We start from the raw sequence: 18,817 nt of genomic DNA, 5'->3' as shown, positions 1-18,817 counted from the left end.
GGTTACTGCGCTTCCATCGGTTCGAGCGCGTCCGTCAGTAACTCGTCGACCGGTCGCTCGTCGGGCTCGTTGTGAAGCAAGACGTCGATCGGCAGCGTCGGCGCGCCGCTGACCAGATTCTCCATGATGACCAGCCGCTCGCGAGCGCGGCTCATCCCGACGTAGAAGACGCGGCGTTCGTTGTCGGTCAGGGTCGGCACGGGGCTGGTCGTTTTTGTGAACTCCTCACAGCCCGGCACGTCGGTCGGGTCCTCGACCGTCGCTGCCATCTGCTCGACGACCTTCTCGGTCAGGTCGGTCGCGACGAAGACGTGATCCGCTTCGCGACCTTTCGCGCTGTGGATCGTCCCCAGCCGGACGCGCTCGGTGTCCATACCGAGATACTCGCCGACCGCGAAGTAGGCGGTGACGCTCTTTTTCTGGAAGCTCGTCACCTTGCGGGACATATCCGCGGCCGACTTCGGACCGGGCATGAACGGGACGTGTTCGCCGATCAGTTCGGGTTCGATCGTCAGGTTCACGATGTCGTCGACACCGGCCTCCTCCTCGCGTTCCTCGATCGCGTCGAACAGTTCATCGCGATCGTTCGAGCCGAACGCGGAGTCGGCGAGCATATCGGCCAGACGTCGGGCTTCGAGCCCGTTAATCGGCTCGTCGGCATCGAGCGCCTCGATCGCACGGACGAACTGGGTGAGCCGATCGGTCCACATCCGCTGGTCGGTGAGGACGCTGAACGGGATCCCCTCGGTGATGAACTCGTCGATGAACTGGAACATCTGATAGCGCGCCCGGAAGAGCAACATCACCGTCTCGTCGTCGGTCTCCTCGACCGTCGCCCGGACCTCACGGACGATATCGAGCATCGACGGACTCTCCTCGGCCTGCACTATCCCGCCTTCCTTGCGTGGGTTGAGATCCTTGTCCTGACGCTGGTCGATGTGGCGGATCTCCCGGTTGACGACGTTCAGGACGTTCGAAGGCAGCCGGTAGGAGTTCGGCAGGATGACGTCCTCGTCGACCTCTTCGTCGAGCAACAGGGCGGGATCGGCCCCCTGCCAGGAGTAGACGACCTGGTCGTCGTCCCCGGCGAGGAGTACTTTCTTCATGTACGGCTTCCACTCCTCGTAGACGTCGTACTGGAGTTTCGTTATGTCCTGAAACTCGTCGATCACCAGATGGTCGACGTTCGGGAGCAGCGAACGTTGCTTGACGCGTTCGAGCATGTCGGCGAAGCCGACGATGCCCTGATCTCCCTTGTAGTTGCGCCACGCCCGGATCACCTCGGGGACGTCAACGCGGTCGTCGTCGCTGGGCCACGTCGGCGTGTACTTGTTACCCTCCTGTGCGTTCGGGTCGACGTCGGGGGGTAGCCGAACTTCCTCTACGTCCCATTGGAAGGGGACGTCGTACCAGTCGGCGACGTCACGGCGGGTGCGCTGGAGCCACTGGCTCGTCGCGATAATCTTGTTGCCAAGCGTCGTCGAGCGGGCGGTGCGGCGGCCCGCGCCACCGTACTCGTCCTCGAACTCGATGCCGTACTCGTCACAGAACTCCTCCTTGTCGGACTCGCCGACGACATCGTTCCGGGAGAGATCGAGCAGCTCGTAGGCTTTCGCGTGCATCGTACAGACGTTGCCCTTGAGCGCCCGCGGGTTCTCATCGAGACGTTCGGCCAGCCGCTCACGGATCTCGGCGGCGGCAGCACGGGTGTAGGAGACGACCAGCACGTCACGCTGGCTCACCGTCCCGTCCTCGAGCAGATCTTCGACCCGGTCGAGAAGCGCCGTCGTCTTCCCGCTTCCGGGACCACCGAACAGACGGGTGACGTGCGTTTCGGCTGCAGTCATTACACAGTTACACGATTCGAACGATTATAAGCCCCGTGGCTTCTATCGGGGTCAGTTCCCCCGTGAGGAGCGCGCTTTACGGACGTCGTTGCCCTCCCGGATCAGATCGTCACACTGGGGACAGACTCGCGGCTCGTCGACACCGCGCGGTGTGAATACTCGGGCATAGTCTACCGTGACAAACGAATCGCAGTTCTGACAGTGTGGCATAGTTCTCCCAGACTAACGTGAGGAACACACCTATATAATTTTGCTGGCGATCTGTTTTTAAGAATTAACGTCACGCCTTACGGATCGAAAGCCCTCTGGGGCGCGTTCCAGACGCTCCAGGGGTCTCGTCAGGTTCGAAAAATATTCTGTTGTATACGTCGCTACCTCCGGCCCGGCGTCCAGTCACAGACGGTGCAACTGGACGCCTCTTGATCGTGGAGACCGCCACATTCGGGGCACTGTAACTTGTTATAGTTCCGCTCCCATCCTACGGGTTCTGTCTCGTGACCGTTTCGCGAAAGGAAGTTGTCGATCAGGTCGTCACCGGCATCGTTGGGTGCGGACGCCATACACGACATGTGTTCACACACCACGCTAATAAAGGTTGGTGGCGCTGCAGGTCTTGCCAACTCTTCTCGCAAATGAAGTCATCAGTGGATGAACGTGCAACTATCCGTATATTGGCGGCGATTTCTCAACCTCTTTCTGTCTTCTATCCGCAGGAAGGCCGGTGGGCAAACCAGATACGGCGATATAGAATAGCGATCAGGCCTCTTCGAGCACTCCATCCCAGTCCCGGTATCCGCCTTCGAGATTGAGTACGCGTGCGTCCTCGTCGACGCCCTCGTAGGATTCGAGCATTCGGGCGGCCTGCTGGGAGCTCTGCCCGATCGGGCAGACGACGACGATCTCGTCGCCCCAGTCGTGCTCGTCGACGCGCTGGGGGAGTTCGGGAAACGGGATGTTCTCCGCGCCGGGGATGTGTCCCTGTGCGAACTGTGGCGGCTGTCGGATGTCGATGACCTGCAGGTCGTCGCCGTTTTCGAGCTTCTCGGAGACCGTTTCGGGCGCGATATCCTCGACCATTGGAAGGGAGTTCGCTGTGATTCGAGTAAAGGGCTTCGACAGGGTCCCAGCTACTGGCTCGACCGTCCCGTTTATTCGGCTCGTTCTCGTACCCTCTGGTATGACCGATCTGAACCTCGATCCGGTCCAGCTGGACCGGTACTCCCGACACGTCATCATGGACGACGTGGGGCCGGGGGGCCAGAAACGCCTGCTCGACGCCTCGGTGCTCGTGATCGGTGCTGGCGGGCTAGGAGCGCCGATTATCCAGTATCTCGCCGCGGCGGGTGTCGGCCGAATCGGTATTGCTGATGACGATGTCGTCGAGCGGTCCAACCTCCAGCGGCAGGTGATTCACGCCGATGCGGACGTCGGACGGCCGAAAGTCGACAGCGCCGCGGAGTTCGTCGAGGCACTGAACCCCGATGTCGATGTCGTCAAACACGATCTCCGTGTCACCGCCGAGAACGTCGACGGGCTGATCGCCGACTACGATCTGGTAGTCGACGGCAGCGACAACTTCCAGACGCGCTATCTGGTTAACGACGCCTGCACGCTCGCGGGCGTCCCCTTCACGCACGGTGCGATCTTCCAGTTCGAGGGACAGATCACCACGTTCCCCGCCGACGAGGAGTCGCCGTGTTACCGCTGTGTGTTCCCCGAAGCGCCGCCCGAGGGGATGGTGCCCAACTGTGCGACTGCGGGCGTACTCGGCGTACTGCCCGGCACCGTCGGCTGCATTCAGGCGACAGAGGCCGTGAAGATGATCCTCGGAGACGGCGATCTGCTGGATGGCCGACTCCTGTTCTACGACGCGATGGCCATGGAGTTTGACGAAATCGAGATCCGGAAGAACCCCGACTGTCCGGTCTGTGGGGAGAACCCCGAGATCGAAACCGTCCACGACGTCGAGTACGTCGAGACGTGCTCGATCGGCGCGGAGTGAGTCGGCAGGGGTCGGTGTACCGGGCCGAAGGTCTATTGTCGCGCTCACAAAGGATCAGGTATGGACGACAGTCCCGGGCACACGACCGAGCGCGTGACGCTGGCCCGGCTTCCCTCGGGCACCGAGATCTCGACAACGGTCCACCGGTACGAGGGCGTCGAGTCGGGGCCGATGGTCTACGTGCAGGCCGCCCAGCACGGCCGCGAGATCAACGGTACCGAGGTACTTCGTCGGGTCCACGACCGACTCACCGCCGACGTACAGGCTGGCACGGTGATCGCAGTCCCGGTCGCGAATCCCCTCACGTTCGATCGGGTGTCCTACACGACGCCCGAGCAACTGGACAGCGTCAACCCGAATATGAACCGGGTCTGGCCGGGTCGCGAAGCAGGGACACTTCATCAGCGGATGGCCGCTCGACTCTGGGCGTACGCGGCGGATGCGGATCTCGTCGTGGACCTGCACACCGGCAGTCCAGAGATGTTACCGCACGTCGTCTACACCGCAGGTGACGAGCGATCCCGGGAGCTGGCCGAAGCATTCGGTACCGACCTTCTACTGGCGGAACCGGCCGGTGAGGACACGCCCGACGAGTGGCAACAGCGCGGCTTTGGTGGGAAGCTACGGGTCGCCGCGGCCGAGGAAGGGATTCCGGCGATCACGCCCGAGCTGGCGCATAACAAACAGTTCGTCGAGTCGGCGATCGACACCGGCGTGACGGGGCTGTTCAACGTCTTCCGTGCGCTCGACATCCTGTCCGGGTCACCGGTCGGAAACGGTGACACGAGAGAGGCGCGGAACCACCTCGGCAACGTCGACGCCACTGCATCGGGGCTGTTTCGCGTGACTTCGGAGTACGAACTCGGGGAGCGGCTCCCGGATGGTGCGACGCTCGGAACGGTGTACGACCCGACGACGTACGAACGGCTCCAGACCGTTCGTACTGACCGTGCAGGTGTACTCTACGCGCTCACACGGGAAGCAACAGTTACCGTCGGGGATCGACTCGCCGGAATCGCCGTCGTCGACTAGAAGATGTTGGCCTGCCGGTAGACGTTGATCCCCTCGCTGGTGATCTCGTACGGTTTGGTTTCTCGCGAATGGTTTGCGTCCCTGATCTTCTGGATCTCGATCGCCATCTGTGTCTCCCGGAAGTCCGAGGGCCGGATATACCGGAGCACGAACACGGCGTCGGTCAGATACTCGACGATACCGTGCCGGGAGGCGTAGGCCGTTTCCTCGCTGGCTTCGCTTGTCATCAGTGTCGTGACGCCGGACTTCTTCAGGCTCTTGGTGAAATTGTAGATCTGGTTCCGTCGCGTCGCCCGTTCGTCGTACATCATCTCCAGGAGAGAGACCGAATCGAGCACGAGCCGGGAGGCACCGAACTCGTCGACCAGCCGTGGGAGTTCGCTCCGGATGCTCCCGAGGCTGTTTGCCATCTCGACGGGGTCGATGTCGACGACGGCGAGGTCGCCCGCGTCGGCATACTCGTCGAAGGCAAACCCCTTCTCGGTCGCGCTCCGGATGACGCGTTGCCGTGATTCCTCCAGCGTGATGTAGACGCCCCGCTCGCCGTTGCGAAGCCCCTCGTCGAGGAACTGCAGGCCGAGCGTGGTCTTGCCGGTTCCGGCGCTCCCGATTGCGACCATTAGCGACTGGGCGGGGACGCCCCCCTGAATCATCGCATCGAGGCCCTCGATGCCGAGCACGATCCGGTCGATATCGGAGTCGGGATCCTCATCGAACCCTCCGCTGTCGAGGGTCTCGAAGTCGTCCGTTCCCATGTCGAACTCCCCGCCGAAGTCGAACTCCTCACCGAGGTCGTCGTCGATGTCGTCGGTCGTGTCAGTCGGCAGGTCGGGAGCGCTCTCGAGGGCTTCGCCAAAGCCCCGATCGAAGAGTCCCTCGCCGGTGTCGTCGCCAGGTGACTCGTCGCTCTCCAGTTCGGGCACCGTCTCTGCGGGCGGTATCAACCCGTACTCCTCGCCGGTATCGTCCTGGTCCGCGATGTCCTCGAATGCCGCATCGAGGTCGGCGGCGGCTTCGTCGAACGGTGTTGAGGCGTCTGATTCGGCGGCTTCGGTGGACTCCGTCGAGGCGTCCGATTCGGCGGTGCCTTCGGCGTCGCTCTCCTCTGTTGTTCCCTCCCCGTCAGCTCCATCCGTGTCGTCCTCGGCTTCGACAGCCCATTCCCCCACGAACAGGTCGTCTGTCTGGTCGTCGGCGTCCTGTTCGAACCAGTCTTCCGCCGGTTCGTCGTCACCCATCGTGATCACCGGCCGGTCCCGACCCGAACAGCATGGCCGTCGCTGCACGACATTCGTCGTGGACGTGGGACGGACGGTCCTGCTCGGGCTTGATCAGGTAACTCATTCTCGGAGACGACGCTGGTAACCGGCACTCGGTGCGGTACTATCCCCATCCAGACACCGATACCTGATTAACTTTGCTCCGATCGACGGGTTGTACGGCGAGTTCCCGGAACGCATCGGCGGGTTTACGGGGGACGGGTGTGTGAACATCACACATGAACTATCTTCTCGGCACGGACTCGGTCCATACCACCGCGAGCGCCTGTGATTATCTGGAGGCGCGTGTTGACGCCGCCGATACCGTGGTCGCGGTTCACGTCCAGTCGGCGGAGGACGACACGCGGGACGGCCGTGAGGCGCTCAACGTCGCGACCGTTCGGCTCGGCGCCATCGCCGATGTCGTGACCGAACAGCGCACTGGCGATCCGGCCGAGGAGTTGCTCGCCAGTGCCACCGATCACGATGTCGACGAACTGATTATCGGTCCCCGGAGCGGCGAACCCGGCAGCGATAGCAGGGCTGGCTCCGTCGCTACCGAACTCCTCTCGCAGTCCTCGATACCGGTCGTCGTGGTTCCGCTGGAGGCACTCTAGACCGATTTCACGCCTGCCCTGCCGACACATCCGGCAGATATGCATACCGCTTCTGTTGCTGCTCGCTTCGGAGACTGTAGCATATGACTTCACATACTGTAGTGTATTACTTCGAATACTGTAGCAGTGGGCTCATGCCCGGAGATACCACGAAATCGCTACCCGACCAACACGTCGGCTTCATCCTGATACCGGCTGCAGGTCTCGGCGACCCACGCCCGCAGCTCCGGCGCGCGACTCACGACCAGTGCGGTCGGCTCGCCTGCCGTGTCGAACTCCACACAGACGGCGGTCTCGTCCAGCAAGACGAGTCCGGCCGGTGAGTCCCCGTCGTGGCTATAGAGGGTGACCGACGTATCTGTCAGGCGGGACTCGACGACCGCGAGCGCTGGGCCGTCGAGGCGTTCGCGGGCCGCGCCCGTGAGGACGACCGAGGCACGCAGGCCGTCGATACCACCCGCGGAATCAAGCAGGGATGTGGGAAGCGTGGGCAGGACGCCGACCGCGGCGTCGGCGTCGACGACGAGCGAGCGCAACTGCTCGGCGGGTGTCGGCTCCGGTCCCGTGATCGTCGTCGTGGCCTCCAGTTTGTCGAGACTGGTGTCGAGCGTGTGTTCGAGAAAACCGACGAGGGCTGTTTTCGGAGGCATCTATCGGGACTAGTACTCCCACACTGTTGAAACCTTGTTGGCGAGTGTGGGCTGCCGGGGTGGGAAATCACTTCGTGAGAGCCTTGCCGAGAAACGAGACGACCGTCTCGGCAATCGTCCCGTGCTGGCCGACGAAAAAGTGGTCGGCGGCGAGGTCGTCGGTGCAGTGGCCCAGTTCCCGGGCGCGCTCGACGACTGGCTCCCACTCGACTGTCGAGTCCCGCGCGCCGTAAACGACCTGTACCGGCGAACCGATCGCTTCGAGTGCAGCGGTGGCGTCCAGTTCCGGGCCGAGTGCAGCGGTCGGGGCGAGCGCCGAGACGGCGTCGACCCGGACCTCGGCGCCCGCGAGCAGCGCTATCGTCGCGCCGAAGCTGTACCCAAAGATCCCGACCCGATCGTACCGGTCGCTGGCCCACGTGACCGCGTTCTCGGCGTCGACGCGCTCGCCGCGCCCTTCATCCCACGGGCCGTAATCGAAGCGCAGACAGTCGACCCCGCTCCCGACGAGCGCGTCCGAGACGGCGGTCAGTCTGGCGTCGTGACGGCTCCCGCCGTGTTCGGGATGGGGTGGACAGGCGACCACAACTGCGTCGCTCGCACCACCGTCCTGATCGAGCGATGCCCGAACGTCGCGCCCGCCGGGCACGAGCACCGATTCCGACATACGTTCCGGTTACGTCGATGATGTTTTTAATCACGCGGTACACACAAGAGGTATGGGAGTACTCTCGCGCGCCAGCTACGTTATCCGGTCGAAGGTAAACGCCCTCCTCAACCGGGCCGAAGACCCGAGTGAGACGCTCGATTACTCGTACGAACAGCTCCGCGACGAGCTCCAGGACGTCAAGAAGGGAATCGCCGACCTGACGACCCAGAAGAAACGTCTGGAGATGCAAAAGCGCAAACTCGAGGACAACGTCGAGAAACACAACGAGCAGGCCCGACAGGCGGTCAAACAGGACCGCGAGGATCTGGCCCGCCGCGCCCTCGAGAAAAAGAAGACGAAGATGACCCAGATCGAGGAGCTGGAGGGGCAGATCGCCGACCTCCAGAACACACAGGACGGGCTCGTCGAACAGAAAGAGACCCTCCAGCAGCGCATCGAGGAGTTCCGCACCAAAAAGGAGACGATCAAGGCCCGCCACGAGGCCGCCGAGGCGAGCGCGCGCGTTTCAGAAGCCGTCACGGGAGCTGGCGACCAGTTCGGCGACGTGAGCCGGGCGATCGAGCGCGCCGAGGAGAACACCGAGGAACTGGAGGCTCGCTCCGCAGCACTTGACGAACTACAGGAGGAAGGCGTCCTCGAAGACCAGCTCTCGGACAAGAGCGACCTCGAACGCGAACTCGAAGACGTCCACACACAGGGGACTGTCGAGGCCGAACTCGATACGCTGAAAGCAGATATGGGAAAAGAGACCGAGAGTGACTCCACGTCCGATGATGCCCAGTCGATCGCGGAGCCGGACCTCGATACGGAACTCGACGACGATGTCGATGTCGAGGCCGAACTCGCCGACCCGGAGATCGACGAGGAGCTCGAAGAGCTCCGGGACGACGAGAATTGATCAACCGGGGTATTTCCGGCTTCGGACCCCAGTAGCCATATGGTTCGACTCTCGACGATACTGATCGGCCTCGGCGTCCTGATCGCGCTCGTGCCAATCCCACTGCCGATTCCCGGAATCGGGCTCATCGGGGGAATCCTGTTGCTCCTGTTCGGAGTGGCCCTTCGGCTGTTCGGTCTCTAGACTGGCTGTTTTTGTGCTGTCAGATCGACAGTATACAGGAGATGGAAGAGCGCGATCCTGGCTCACTCGGTGGGAGTCGCGACGAAAACGGGCTCCGCAGTAGCGTTTTACTGACGACTGATCGGTGGCTCCTGACCGCCTGTGTGCTGGGTGCGGTGTTCGCGACGCTCGTCGCCGCGAGCCTGCTCGAACTCGCGCCGCTGGCCCGGATCGTCGACGAGCAGGGTGGCGTCCAGTTTCTCTTCACCGCCTTTATCGGTGCGATCATCACGGGGACCTCGATCGTCGTCACGATCAGCCAGCTCGTGCTCGCTCAGGAGCTAGGTGCAGTCGGCGACCAGCGCGAACGCATGGAGGAGTCGATGGCGTTCCGCGAGGACGTCGAGCGCGCTGTCGGGGTCGGGATCAGCTCACCCGAGCCAGCCGCGTTTCTCGCCGAGCTGCTGGACGGGATCGAGCGTCAGGCACGGACACTCGACGAGACGACGCCGTCGGGGACCGAGATCGACGAGTACGTCCAGCGGCTGGTCGATCGAACCGGGGCGGTGACCGGGGCTCTCGACGACGCCCAGTTCGGGACGTTCGACGTCATCCGGGCAGCGCTGCGGTTCGACTACTCGCTGCAGCTATACCACGCACGGCGGCTCCGCGAGGCCCACAGGGAGATGCTGGATGAGCACTCCCACGACGCACTCGACGAGTTAATTGAGGACCTGACGCTCTTTGGTCCGGCGCGGGAACACTTCAAGACGCTGTATTTCCAGTGGGAGCTGATCGAGCTGTCCCGCGCGATGCTGTACGTCTCGATCCCCGCGCTGGTCGTGATGGGCGGGTTGATCATGTACGTCGACGCGGCGGCAGTCCCCGGCGCGACGCTCGGCGTCGATCACCTCGTCTGGCTCACGAGCGCGGGTTTTGCCGTCGGAATCGCTCCGTTCGTCGTCTTCATCGTCTACGTCTTGCGAATCCTGAGTGTCGCCAGGCGAACGCTGGCGATGGGACCGTTCGTGCTCCGGGAGACAGATCGGGAGACGACGTAGTCGGATCGTTTTTGCTCGGCCACGCTCTACTGTCGCCCGTGTCACCCACGTATCCGGACGAGCTGGACGACCGACTCGACGACGACGCCCCGTTCGTCCTCGACATTCGGCCCCGAACTGCCTACCAGTCGGGGGCGATCGATGGGAGCCATAACATCCCCGTCTACGACGAACTCCGCGGCGGCGACGAGTCGTCGTTCCGCGCGGCGCTCGAGGAGTTGCCCGATAACGAGGAGATCGTCGTCGTGTGCAAGATGGGCGTCGTCGCGAAGCGAGCAACGCGAATCCTGACCGATGAGGGCTACGACGCGACCACGCTCGCGGGCGGGATGAGCGGCTGGAACGGCTACCAGTCGGGCTCGCTCGGATACAAACTGCGATCCCTGATCTGGAGTTTGCGCCGGTAGCGCCACGCTTTTTTCACCGACCGCCGGAGCTATCGGTATGCGATTGCTCGCCGTTCACGCCGACGCGCTGTCCTGTGAGCCGGTCCACTCACGGGGGGACGTAGAGCCGGAGGAGTATCCCGATCCGGTGTCTGCTGACGGATGTATCGGCGCGTTCGTCGGCGTCGAAACGGGCGACGGCGGCCGACTGGGGCCGGTCGCCACAGCGGCGGCCGCCGAACTCCGCGGGGCGAGCGACCAGCTCAACACCGACACGGTGGTACTCGTTCCGACGCCCCACCTCGTCGACGACCCGGCCGGGCGGGGCGTCGTGACGGACGTGCTCGACGGGATACGCGTCGGGCTCTCCGATCGAGACGTCCGATCGGTTCCGGCGGGCTGGCATCTCGAATGTGAGCTGCGGACGAAGGGCCACCCACACGCGGTTCGCTCCAGACGACTCACCGGCGAGGACCACGTGGACGAAGCGGCGGGCGAGACCAGGTGGTTCCTGGCGGGCGATACGAGTGCAGACGGCCGGGAAACCGACGACCTGCTGGTACCGATCGAGAACGCCACCGCGGTTCCGGCTGTGCTCGACGGGATCGTACGCGGGGAGCGACGCCCCGCCCGACTCGACGAGATCCTCATAGCCCACGGGATCACAACGAGTGACGAAGGGGCGACAGGAGGCGGACTACGATGGACGCCCCGGGGCCTGACGATGCGTGCGTGCATCCGGGCGCTGCTTGACGAGCGGTTTGTGGACGCGACGCCGGTCCGGACGCCGGTGCGACTGGATCCGGCGACTGCGGCGATCCGCAAGCACGTCGCGGCCGCGGGCTGGGCCGTGGAGGGGGCGTCGGTGACCCGTCGGGCACTCTGTCCCGGCCATCTCTCGGCTTTCGCGGACGCCGATCTCGACGCCGACGCGCTTCCGGCGGCGCTGTGGGAGGTCGGCGAGTGTGAGCGACCGGACTCGGTCCCCCAGAAGGTGACGCTCCCGGAGGCTCACACCGCGACGACCGATCTCGACGCCGCGCTGACGGTCGTCGAGGAGCGGCTGGCGCTGCTCGACGACCTCGATTCGACGCTCGGGATCGATCGCGTGCCGGTCGTGCGCGTCACCGACGAGTTCTATGCGGCCCACGAGCAGTGGATCGAGGGGGTCGTTGGGCGCTTCGAGGGGCCGGTCGCCGTCGAGCGCGGCGCGGTCGAGCATCCCTTCTCGGTGACGTTCTTCGCGTCGGTCGGCGACGACATCGTCGAGCTGGGCTGGCTCCGGGTCGATGTCGACGGCCCGGAGCGGTTCGGCGTCGAGTACGCCGATGGAACACGCCGCTCGACGCCGGTCATCGTTCACACCGCCCCTGTCGGGTCCATCGAGGCGCTGGCCGCGACGGTGCTCGACCGGGGGGTTCCGACGTGGATCGCCCCCACGCAGGTCCGACTGCTTCCGATCGATCAGGGCCAGATTGAGCGCTGTCGGTCGGTTGCGGCGACGCTGTCGGGGGCAGGAGTTCGTGTGGATATCGACGACAGAGCGCGGGCAGTCGGGGAGCGCATCGCGGCTGTGGTGGATCGGGTGCCGTACTACGTAGTGGTCAGTGATCGGGGGGATGAAGACACGGTGCGCGTTACCGACAGCGACACCGGAAGGACGGAGGAGGCGACAATCGAGGCGCTCGCCGATCGAATCGGGGCGTCGGTGCCGCTGGATCGCCCCGTGTCGCGCCGCGGGCCGCTGTGTCTGAGCGATCGACTGGTTGTCGGCAGGTCGGAGTAGAACGACTCGGCCTACCAGCGGTGGTGAACGTGCTCGTGGATGGACGCCTCGTAGATGTCCCGGACCGCACCGTGTGTTGCGTGTGAGAGCGAGCCTGCCTCGGAGACGGCGGCGTTCTGGCGGACGTGCTCGGGCGATGTCGAACCGGGTATCACGGTCGAGACGGCCTCGTGGTCGAGGATCCAGCGGAGCGTGAACTGGGCCATCGTGAGCTCCTCGGGGACGAGCGGGCGGAGCTCCTCGGCGGCGTCGAGGCCGGTCTCGTATGGGACGCCCGCGAACGTCTCGCCGACATCGAAGGCGTCGCCGTCGCGGTTGTAGTTGCGGTGGTCGTCCTCGGGGAACTCCGTCTCGCGGTCGAGTTTGCCGGTCAACAGGCCCGACGCGAGGGGGACGCGGACGATGACGCCGACGTTTCGCCGTTTCGCCTCGCGGAAGAACAGTTCGGCGGGACGCTGGCGGAACGGGTTGAAGATGATCTGAACGGTCTCGACGCCGGGGTACTCGATGGCCTTGAGCGCCTCCTCGACGCGCTCGACGCTGACGCCGAAGCTGTCGATTTTCTCCGCGTCGGCGAGGGCGGCCAGCGCGTCCCACGGCTCGGCCCGGTAGTACGCGTCGGTCGGCGGGCAGTGCAGCTGCAGGAGATCAAGCGTGTCCTCGCCGAGGTTCTCCCGGGACCGATCGACGAACGCTTCGAGATGTTCGCGGTCGTAATCCTCCGCGACGTGCGGGTCGAGTCGTCGCCCGGCCTTCGTCGCGACCGTGACCTCGTCGTGAGCGTCGCGCTCGTCGAGCACCTCACGGATCAGGCGTTCGCTGCGCCCGTCGCCGTAGACGTCGGCGGTGTCGATGAAGTCGATCCCGGCGTCGAGGGCGGTCCGGATAGCCTCGCGGCCCTCCGCTTCCGATACCTCGCCCCAGTCCGAACCGATGTTCCAGGTCCCGAGGCCGATTTCCGAGACGTCAAAGCCAGTGTCGCCGAGTCGTCGGTGTTGCATACCCCTCCTTTCGTCGCCAGCCACCTAACGGTTCGTCCGGCGGCAGGCTGTGTACGCGATATCGTCCGGAACACCGGACCACCCGCGGGATAAGATTCACGTACGATAGTGAAGAATATCTCGGGAGAGATGTACGACGACATACTGGTGCCGACCGACGGGAGCGAGGGGACCGCACAGACGCTCGATCACGCGATCGAGATCGCCGGAAACCACGACGCAATTCTGCACGCAGTCTCGGTGATTGACCAGCGTGTCTATCTCGCGGCCGAGGACGATGAGCGCGAGGAGATCGTCGACCGGCTCCGTCGGGACGCAGAGGCGGCGATCGAGGACATCGCCGAGCGAGTCGCCGAGACGGATCTCGACCTCGAAACGTCGGTGGTCGATGGGACGCCGTACAAGGAGATTCTGGGGTACGCCGACGAACACGATATCGATCTGGTCACGATCGGTACCCATGGCCGGACGGGCCGCGATCGACTGGAGAACCTCGGGAGCGTCACCGAACGGGTCGTGCGGGAGGCCGAACGGACCGTGCTGGTCGTGAACATCGGCGACTGATCGGAGAAACGTTTTCTTCGGGGGCGTCCGTAGCGGGACCATGACCGGGACGCTGTACGACCGACTCGGCGGTGAGGAGGCCATTGCCGCTGTCGTCGATGAGTTCTACGACCGTGTGCTCGCAGACGACCAGCTAGCACCGTTTTTCGAGGACGTCGACATGGAGCGCCAGCGAGCTCATCAGACCGCGTTCATCACGAGCGTGACGGGTGGGCCAGACCTGTACGACGGCGTGGACATGCGACGGGCACACGCACATCTCGATCTGCAGGCGGAGGATTTCGCGGCCGTCGCGGACCACCTTGACGACGCGCTCGCCGAGTTCGAGGTCGATGACGAGGACCGCGCAGCGGTAATGAGCGCGGTCGCGGAGCTAGAAGACGATGTCCTGAATCGATAGGTCACTCGTTGGCGGAGCCCAGCGCCGACTGGAGTCCCGTCTCGGCGACGTTCGCGCCGTACTCGGCGATCCGCTCGATGCTGTCGAGGACGCTTGCCAGGAGCTGTGGTTCCGGTACGTCCTCGTCGTACAGCGACCGGTCGAGCGCGCGGACATCCGCAACGACGCTGTCCCGATCGACGAAGACGGTCTGCAGGTCGCTGACCGATCCGTCGTCGAGCCCGGCCTCCAGCGCCGCCCGGAGCACCCCGCGAGCGCGTTCGCCCAGCGTCAGCAGCTCCTCGTGGAACCGTTCGGGCGGAGCCTCGTGCTGGCGGGTCGCCACGGTTGCCGTCTTCTCGGCGTGGTCAGCGACCCGTTCCAGTTGTCGCGCCATCCGATAGTACGCGAAGGCAGTCGGGCGGTCGACATCGAGCTGGGCAATCTCGCGGAACTCCGCGAGGCCGCGGTGGAACTGGCGGCTCACAAGGGCAAACAGCCGGTCGACGTCGTCGTCCTGATCGATCACGCGACGGGCGAGCTCGTCGTCGTTTTCGAGGATCGCACGGATCGCATCCTCGTGCATCGACAGCGCCGTCAGCTGCATCTGGACGACGGTCTGGCGGAGCGATACTTCCGTCCCGTCGAGCAGGCTATGCACCAGCAATGAATCCTCGGTAACGTCCTGTATCTCGACGCCGACGAGGCCGTTGACTGCCGAGCGGGCGGCCCGGCGCTGTTCGGCCGTCAGCCCGGTCGGTGATTCGAGCGTGATCTCGTCGTAGCCGGTGACGTAGGCAGTTTCGAGTGTCTTTTTGAGCGCCTCGGGGTCGACGTCGCGCACGTCAATCGCGATCCAGTTGTCGCTGTTGCGTGCTGACCGCTTGAGCGCCACGAGCCGTTCCTCACTCGGATAGAGGACCAGTGGCGTCCCGGTCTCGACGTCGTTCGTCGTCGCCCACTCCTTGGGCAGCGAGATCGTATACGTCGATCCGCCGGTGAGCTGGACCTTTCGTTCGACCGGTTCGGGGCTCCCGTTCATACGCATCGATCAGTGCCTGTTGTTCCGTCGGGCATGCTCAGTAGATCAACTCGTCGTCGCTTTCGACCATGTACAGCGTCCGGGCGGCGATGTTGACCGCGTGGTCGCCGACGCGTTCGAGGTCCCGGATCGCCAGCAGGTGTATCGAGACCTCGTCGAGGATCGCTTCGGTCGTGTCCGCCGCCGAGCGTTCGAGCAGGTCCCGGACGATCCGTTCGCTGGCTTGCTCGCAGCGCTCGTCGACCGCATCATCTCGATCGGCAACGTCGTAGGTCGTGTCGGCGTCGTCGCGGGCGTACGCGCTCATCGCCGCCTCGACCATCTCGATCGTCGTCTCGCCGATCGATCGAAGCCCCGCGATCGCGTCCGGATCGACGTCGATCCGGCGGGCATACCCTGCAAGGTTGGTCGCCAGATCCGCGATCCGCTCCAGATCCGTGATGATCTTGAACGAGGCGGCGATGAATCGGAGATCTCCGGCGACGGGCTGCTGGAGCGCCAGGATGTCGACGCAGTCCTGTTCGAGATCCAGATACAGCTGGTTGATCTCGTCGTCACCGCTCACAACTCGCTCGATGACCTCCTCGTCGCCGGTCTCCAGCGCGTCAAGCGCCAGTTCGAGCCGCTCGACGACGAGCTCGCTCATGTCGAGGACGTTCCCGCGGAGCCGTTCGAGCTGTCGTTGGTAGTCGTGTCGTGGCATGGTTATCCGAACTTCCCGGTGATGTAATCCTCGACCCGGTCGTGTTCCGGGTTCTCGAAGATCTTGTTCGTGTTGTCGAACTCGACGAGCTCGCCGCCGGTGAGGAACACGGCGGTCTTGTCGGAGATCCGGGCGGCCTGTTGCATGTTGTGGGTGACGATGAGGACGGTGTACTCCTCGACCAGATCGGCGATCAGATCCTCGATCTTCGAGGCGGCGACCGGATCGAGCGCGGAAGTCGGCTCGTCCATCAGGATTACTTCGGGATCGGTTGCGATCGCGCGAGCAATACAGAGGCGCTGTTGCTGCCCGCCGGAGAGGTCCAGCCCCGACGAATCGAGCTGATCCTTCACTTCGTCCCACAGCGCCGCGCCACGGAGCGCCTCCTCGACAGCATCGTCGAGGTCGACATCGTCGGCTTTCCCCTGCACGCGCAGGCCGTAGGCGACGTTGTCGTAGATCGATTTGGGGAAGGGGTTCGGTTTCTGGAACACCATGCCGATCTTCCGCCGGAGCGCGACCGGATCGACGTCGTCGTCGTAGACGTCTTTCCCGTGGAAGCGAAGATCCCCCTCGATCCGACACGCGTCGATCTGGTCGTTCATGCGGTTGACACACCGCAGGAAGGTGGATTTCCCACAGCCCGATGGCCCGATGATCGCGGTGACTTTGTGTTCGGGGATCTCCATCGAGACGTCATCGAGGGCCTGCTCGTCGCCGTAGTAGACATCGAGGTGTCGTGAAGCGACAACTGTCTCGTCCGGCCGCTCGACCCGTCCTGTGCTACTCGTCTGCACGTCGGTCGTGATGAGTTTATCTCCTTCTGTTGCCATGTTAGACCTCCGTCTCGTACCTGTTTCGCAGGTAGATCGCGATTCCGTTCATCGCGAACATAAACGCAAGCAGGACGACGATACCGGTTGCCGCCAGATGGATGAAATGCTGGCTCGGTTCGTTCGCCCAGTTGTAGATCTGGGTCGGCATCGCGCTGAACCGATCGAGCGGGCCAAACGGCATCCGGTTGGTAAACAGCGCGCCGACCATGATCAGCGGGGCCGTCTCGCCGATCGCCCGGGCCAGCGCGAGGATGGTCCCGGTCATGATACCGGGCATCGCAGCGGGCAACACGACCTTCCGAATCGTCTGCCACTTCGTCGCACCGGTCGCGTAGGAACCGTTCCTGACGCCGTCCGGAACGGCCCGGAGCGCCTCCTGGGTCGAGACGATGATGATCGGCATCACGAGCAGGGCGAGCGCGATCGCCCCGGCGAGCAGGATCGGCCCCATACCGATCCCGTTGACGAACGCGGCGAGCGCGAGCAGTCCGTAGACGATCGAGGGGACGCCAGCGAGGTTCGCGAGGTTCGCCTCGATAAGCCGCGTGACCCGGTTGTCCGGCGCGTACTCTTCGAGGTAGATCGCCGACCCGACGCCGACGAAAAACGAAAGGATCGCCGTCAGGACCATCAGCATGATCGAGGCAACGATCGCACCGCGGAACCCGGAGAGCTCCTCGCGGCGGGAGCCGTCCCGCGTAAGGAAGTCACCCATACTGATGTTGAACTCCGTCATCCCGACGTAGAAGTCGGTAATGATGTCAAACAACAGGAGCGCAAGCATGACGACGCCGAACATCGACGCCGCGAAGATGATCCCGAGGAAGATCCGGTTTTTCAGGTGCTCCCAACCGAGATCGATCTCAGTGAACAGCGCTTCGTCGTCGGCCTCCCCACTAGTCTCCGTGTCGAGGCTCATCGGTACTCCTCCTGGAAGCGGCGTTTGAACCGGTCGTTGAGCAGATTCATCGTCAGCGTCATTACGAACAGGAACAGTCCGACCGCGAACAGGCTCTGGTACTCGATAGTCCCGACCGCGGACGTTCCGCGGGCCATCGAGACCATGTAGGCGGTCATCGTCATGATCTCGTCGAACGGATTCGCGGTGATGTTGGCGTTGAACCCGGCCGCCAGTGTCACTGCCATCGTCTCGCCGATCGCGCGCGAGACCGCGAGAATGTAGGATGCGAACACGCCCGAGATCGACGCCGGAAGGACGATTTTCGTCGACACGTCGAACTTCGTCGCGCCGAGGGCGTACGCGCCGTTTCGCAGGTCGTCGGGCACCGCGGACATGGCGTCCTCGCTGATCGAGGAGACCATCGGGATCGTCATGATACCGACCACGAGCATCCCCGAGAGCATGCTGTACCGGCCGATGTTGATGCCGAACAGCGAGTCGGCGATCGGACCGAGCAACACCGGGTTGATGAAGGCGATCGCGAAGTAGCCGTAGACGATCGTCGGGATCCCGGCCAGCACTTCCAGCGTCGGTTTGAGCTTCGCTCGGACGCCGGGCGAGGCGTACTCCGAGAGGTAGATCGCGGTCGCCGTCCCGATCGGGATCGAGACGAACGCCGCGCCGACGGTGATCACGATCGTTCCGAAGACGATCGGCAGGACACCGTGAGCGGGCGTCGCGTGGGTCGGTGCCCACCGCGTACCAGTGAAGAACTCGGTGAACGTGATTACTTGCTCGGTACTCGCGCCGAGCAGCATCTGGGTGAGTCGCGATCCGAAGAAGTAACTCGCAGCATTATCCAGCAACACGAAAAAGATCGCGAGCGTCGTGAGGACCGTGATGGCGGCACAGCCAAAGAGTACACGTCGTGCGCGTCGATTGGCTGCCAGATCGCTCTGGGCGGTGCCACCGGTGATCCCCGGCCCGTGGTCAGTGTCAGTGCTCATCGTGTCCCTCGTGA

General features: G+C 64.0%; 23 protein-coding genes. 10 read left to right on the top strand and 13 right to left on the bottom strand.

All coding sequences use genetic code 11. From position 1 onward, the window contains the following. Positions 1 to 2: 2 nt before the first annotated feature. The 4 genes from AArcS_RS14965 to AArcS_RS14955 form a co-directional block, all read right to left on the bottom strand. The gene (locus AArcS_RS14965) at positions 3 to 1,847 is read right to left on the bottom strand and encodes a UvrD-helicase domain-containing protein (RefSeq protein WP_238478217.1); all 1,845 of its coding nucleotides are present in this window, start codon (positions 1,845 to 1,847) and stop codon (positions 3 to 5) included. Between the two features lie 51 nt (positions 1,848 to 1,898). Then, positions 1,899 to 2,057 (bottom strand): DUF7563 family protein, encoded by a 159-nt coding sequence (locus AArcS_RS16020; RefSeq protein ID WP_445668770.1) that lies wholly within the window; start codon positions 2,055 to 2,057, stop codon positions 1,899 to 1,901. A 161-nt stretch (positions 2,058 to 2,218) separates the two neighbouring features. Then, entirely contained in the window at positions 2,219 to 2,407 is a 189-nt protein-coding gene (locus tag AArcS_RS14960) for an HVO_0416 family zinc finger protein (protein WP_238478216.1), read from the bottom strand. A gap of 196 nt (positions 2,408 to 2,603) precedes the next feature. Continuing rightward, positions 2,604 to 2,924 carry a rhodanese-like domain-containing protein gene (locus AArcS_RS14955; protein ID WP_238478215.1) on the bottom strand — a complete coding sequence of 107 codons (321 nt, stop codon included), beginning with the start codon at positions 2,922 to 2,924 and terminating at the stop codon, positions 2,604 to 2,606. A 100-nt stretch (positions 2,925 to 3,024) separates the two neighbouring features. Between AArcS_RS14955 and ubaA the strand changes: the two genes are divergently transcribed. Both ubaA and AArcS_RS14945 read left to right on the top strand, forming a co-directional pair. Further along, on the top strand, positions 3,025 to 3,849 hold the full coding sequence (ubaA, locus tag AArcS_RS14950; protein WP_238478214.1) for an SAMP-activating enzyme E1: 825 nt from the start codon (positions 3,025 to 3,027) through the stop codon (positions 3,847 to 3,849). A gap of 60 nt (positions 3,850 to 3,909) precedes the next feature. Then, positions 3,910 to 4,881, top strand: a complete 972-nt coding sequence (locus tag AArcS_RS14945) for a succinylglutamate desuccinylase/aspartoacylase family protein (protein WP_238478213.1) — start codon at positions 3,910 to 3,912, stop codon at positions 4,879 to 4,881. On the opposite strand, the gene AArcS_RS14940 is transcribed toward AArcS_RS14945, so the two are convergent. Then, positions 4,878 to 6,119, bottom strand: a complete 1,242-nt coding sequence (locus tag AArcS_RS14940) for a KaiC domain-containing protein (RefSeq protein WP_238478212.1) — start codon at positions 6,117 to 6,119, stop codon at positions 4,878 to 4,880. The genes AArcS_RS14945 and AArcS_RS14940 overlap by 4 nt on opposite strands. Before the next feature lie 260 nt (positions 6,120 to 6,379). Between AArcS_RS14940 and AArcS_RS14935 the strand changes: the two genes are divergently transcribed. Continuing rightward, the gene (locus AArcS_RS14935; protein ID WP_238478211.1) at positions 6,380 to 6,757 is read left to right on the top strand and encodes a universal stress protein; all 378 of its coding nucleotides are present in this window, start codon (positions 6,380 to 6,382) and stop codon (positions 6,755 to 6,757) included. Positions 6,758 to 6,915: 158 nt separating this feature from the next. Here AArcS_RS14935 and AArcS_RS14930 read toward each other — a convergent pair whose 3' ends face one another. Further along, a complete protein-coding gene (locus AArcS_RS14930) occupies positions 6,916 to 7,407 on the bottom strand; it encodes a transcriptional regulator FilR1 domain-containing protein (RefSeq protein WP_238478210.1) in 492 nt (163 codons plus the stop codon). 67 nt (positions 7,408 to 7,474) lie between these two features. Further along, a complete protein-coding gene (locus tag AArcS_RS14925) occupies positions 7,475 to 8,074 on the bottom strand; it encodes an alpha/beta hydrolase (protein WP_238478209.1) in 600 nt (199 codons plus the stop codon). A gap of 52 nt (positions 8,075 to 8,126) precedes the next feature. Here AArcS_RS14925 and AArcS_RS14920 point away from each other — a divergent pair, with 52 nt between their 5' ends. From AArcS_RS14920 to AArcS_RS14900, 5 genes are read left to right on the top strand one after another with little or no spacing between them, the layout of a single operon-like run. Next, positions 8,127 to 8,975, top strand: a complete 849-nt coding sequence (locus AArcS_RS14920) for a PspA/IM30 family protein (protein ID WP_238478208.1) — start codon at positions 8,127 to 8,129, stop codon at positions 8,973 to 8,975. Positions 8,976 to 9,014: 39 nt separating this feature from the next. Continuing rightward, complete coding sequence (locus AArcS_RS14915) at positions 9,015 to 9,158, top strand: transporter (RefSeq protein ID WP_238478207.1); 144 nt, start codon at positions 9,015 to 9,017, stop codon at positions 9,156 to 9,158. Between the two features lie 41 nt (positions 9,159 to 9,199). Beyond that, a complete protein-coding gene (locus tag AArcS_RS14910; protein WP_238478206.1) occupies positions 9,200 to 10,198 on the top strand; it encodes a DUF7972 family membrane protein in 999 nt (332 codons plus the stop codon). Positions 10,199 to 10,236: 38 nt separating this feature from the next. Beyond that, the gene (locus AArcS_RS14905; protein ID WP_238478205.1) at positions 10,237 to 10,605 is read left to right on the top strand and encodes a rhodanese-like domain-containing protein; all 369 of its coding nucleotides are present in this window, start codon (positions 10,237 to 10,239) and stop codon (positions 10,603 to 10,605) included. Positions 10,606 to 10,642: 37 nt separating this feature from the next. Continuing rightward, entirely contained in the window at positions 10,643 to 12,370 is a 1,728-nt protein-coding gene (locus AArcS_RS14900; RefSeq protein ID WP_238478204.1) for a threonyl-tRNA synthetase editing domain-containing protein, read from the top strand. A gap of 11 nt (positions 12,371 to 12,381) precedes the next feature. Here AArcS_RS14900 and AArcS_RS14895 read toward each other — a convergent pair whose 3' ends face one another. Then, positions 12,382 to 13,371: an aldo/keto reductase gene (locus tag AArcS_RS14895; protein WP_238478203.1), complete on the bottom strand. Its 990-nt coding sequence runs from the start codon at positions 13,369 to 13,371 to the stop codon at positions 12,382 to 12,384. 129 nt (positions 13,372 to 13,500) lie between these two features. Here AArcS_RS14895 and AArcS_RS14890 point away from each other — a divergent pair, with 129 nt between their 5' ends. Then, a complete protein-coding gene (locus AArcS_RS14890; protein ID WP_238478202.1) occupies positions 13,501 to 13,935 on the top strand; it encodes a universal stress protein in 435 nt (144 codons plus the stop codon). A gap of 40 nt (positions 13,936 to 13,975) precedes the next feature. Further along, positions 13,976 to 14,335, top strand: a complete 360-nt coding sequence (locus tag AArcS_RS14885; protein ID WP_238478201.1) for a group I truncated hemoglobin — start codon at positions 13,976 to 13,978, stop codon at positions 14,333 to 14,335. A gap of 1 nt (position 14,336) precedes the next feature. Here AArcS_RS14885 and AArcS_RS14880 read toward each other — a convergent pair whose 3' ends face one another. The 5 genes from AArcS_RS14880 to pstC are packed head-to-tail and all read right to left on the bottom strand — an operon-like array spanning position 14,337 to position 18,803. Then, on the bottom strand, positions 14,337 to 15,356 hold the full coding sequence (locus tag AArcS_RS14880) for a phosphate uptake regulator PhoU (protein WP_238478200.1): 1,020 nt from the start codon (positions 15,354 to 15,356) through the stop codon (positions 14,337 to 14,339). Between the two features lie 37 nt (positions 15,357 to 15,393). Continuing rightward, positions 15,394 to 16,059, bottom strand: a complete 666-nt coding sequence (gene phoU / locus AArcS_RS14875) for a phosphate signaling complex protein PhoU (protein ID WP_238478199.1) — start codon at positions 16,057 to 16,059, stop codon at positions 15,394 to 15,396. 2 nt (positions 16,060 to 16,061) lie between these two features. After that, the gene (gene pstB, locus AArcS_RS14870; protein ID WP_238478198.1) at positions 16,062 to 16,892 is read right to left on the bottom strand and encodes a phosphate ABC transporter ATP-binding protein PstB; all 831 of its coding nucleotides are present in this window, start codon (positions 16,890 to 16,892) and stop codon (positions 16,062 to 16,064) included. A 1-nt stretch (position 16,893) separates the two neighbouring features. Beyond that, positions 16,894 to 17,814 carry a phosphate ABC transporter permease PstA gene (gene pstA, locus AArcS_RS14865; RefSeq protein WP_238478197.1) on the bottom strand — a complete coding sequence of 307 codons (921 nt, stop codon included), beginning with the start codon at positions 17,812 to 17,814 and terminating at the stop codon, positions 16,894 to 16,896. Then, positions 17,811 to 18,803, bottom strand: a complete 993-nt coding sequence (pstC, locus tag AArcS_RS14860) for a phosphate ABC transporter permease subunit PstC (RefSeq protein WP_238478196.1) — start codon at positions 18,801 to 18,803, stop codon at positions 17,811 to 17,813. The genes pstA and pstC overlap by 4 nt, the downstream gene beginning before the upstream one ends. Positions 18,804 to 18,817 lie beyond the last annotated feature (14 nt).

The sequence above is a fragment of the Natranaeroarchaeum sulfidigenes genome, from assembly GCF_017094485.1.
GTDB lineage: Archaea > Halobacteriota > Halobacteria > Halobacteriales > Natronoarchaeaceae > Natranaeroarchaeum > Natranaeroarchaeum sulfidigenes.
Note: the sequence above shows the minus strand (reverse complement) of the source record. Positions and strands in the feature narration are given on the sequence as shown.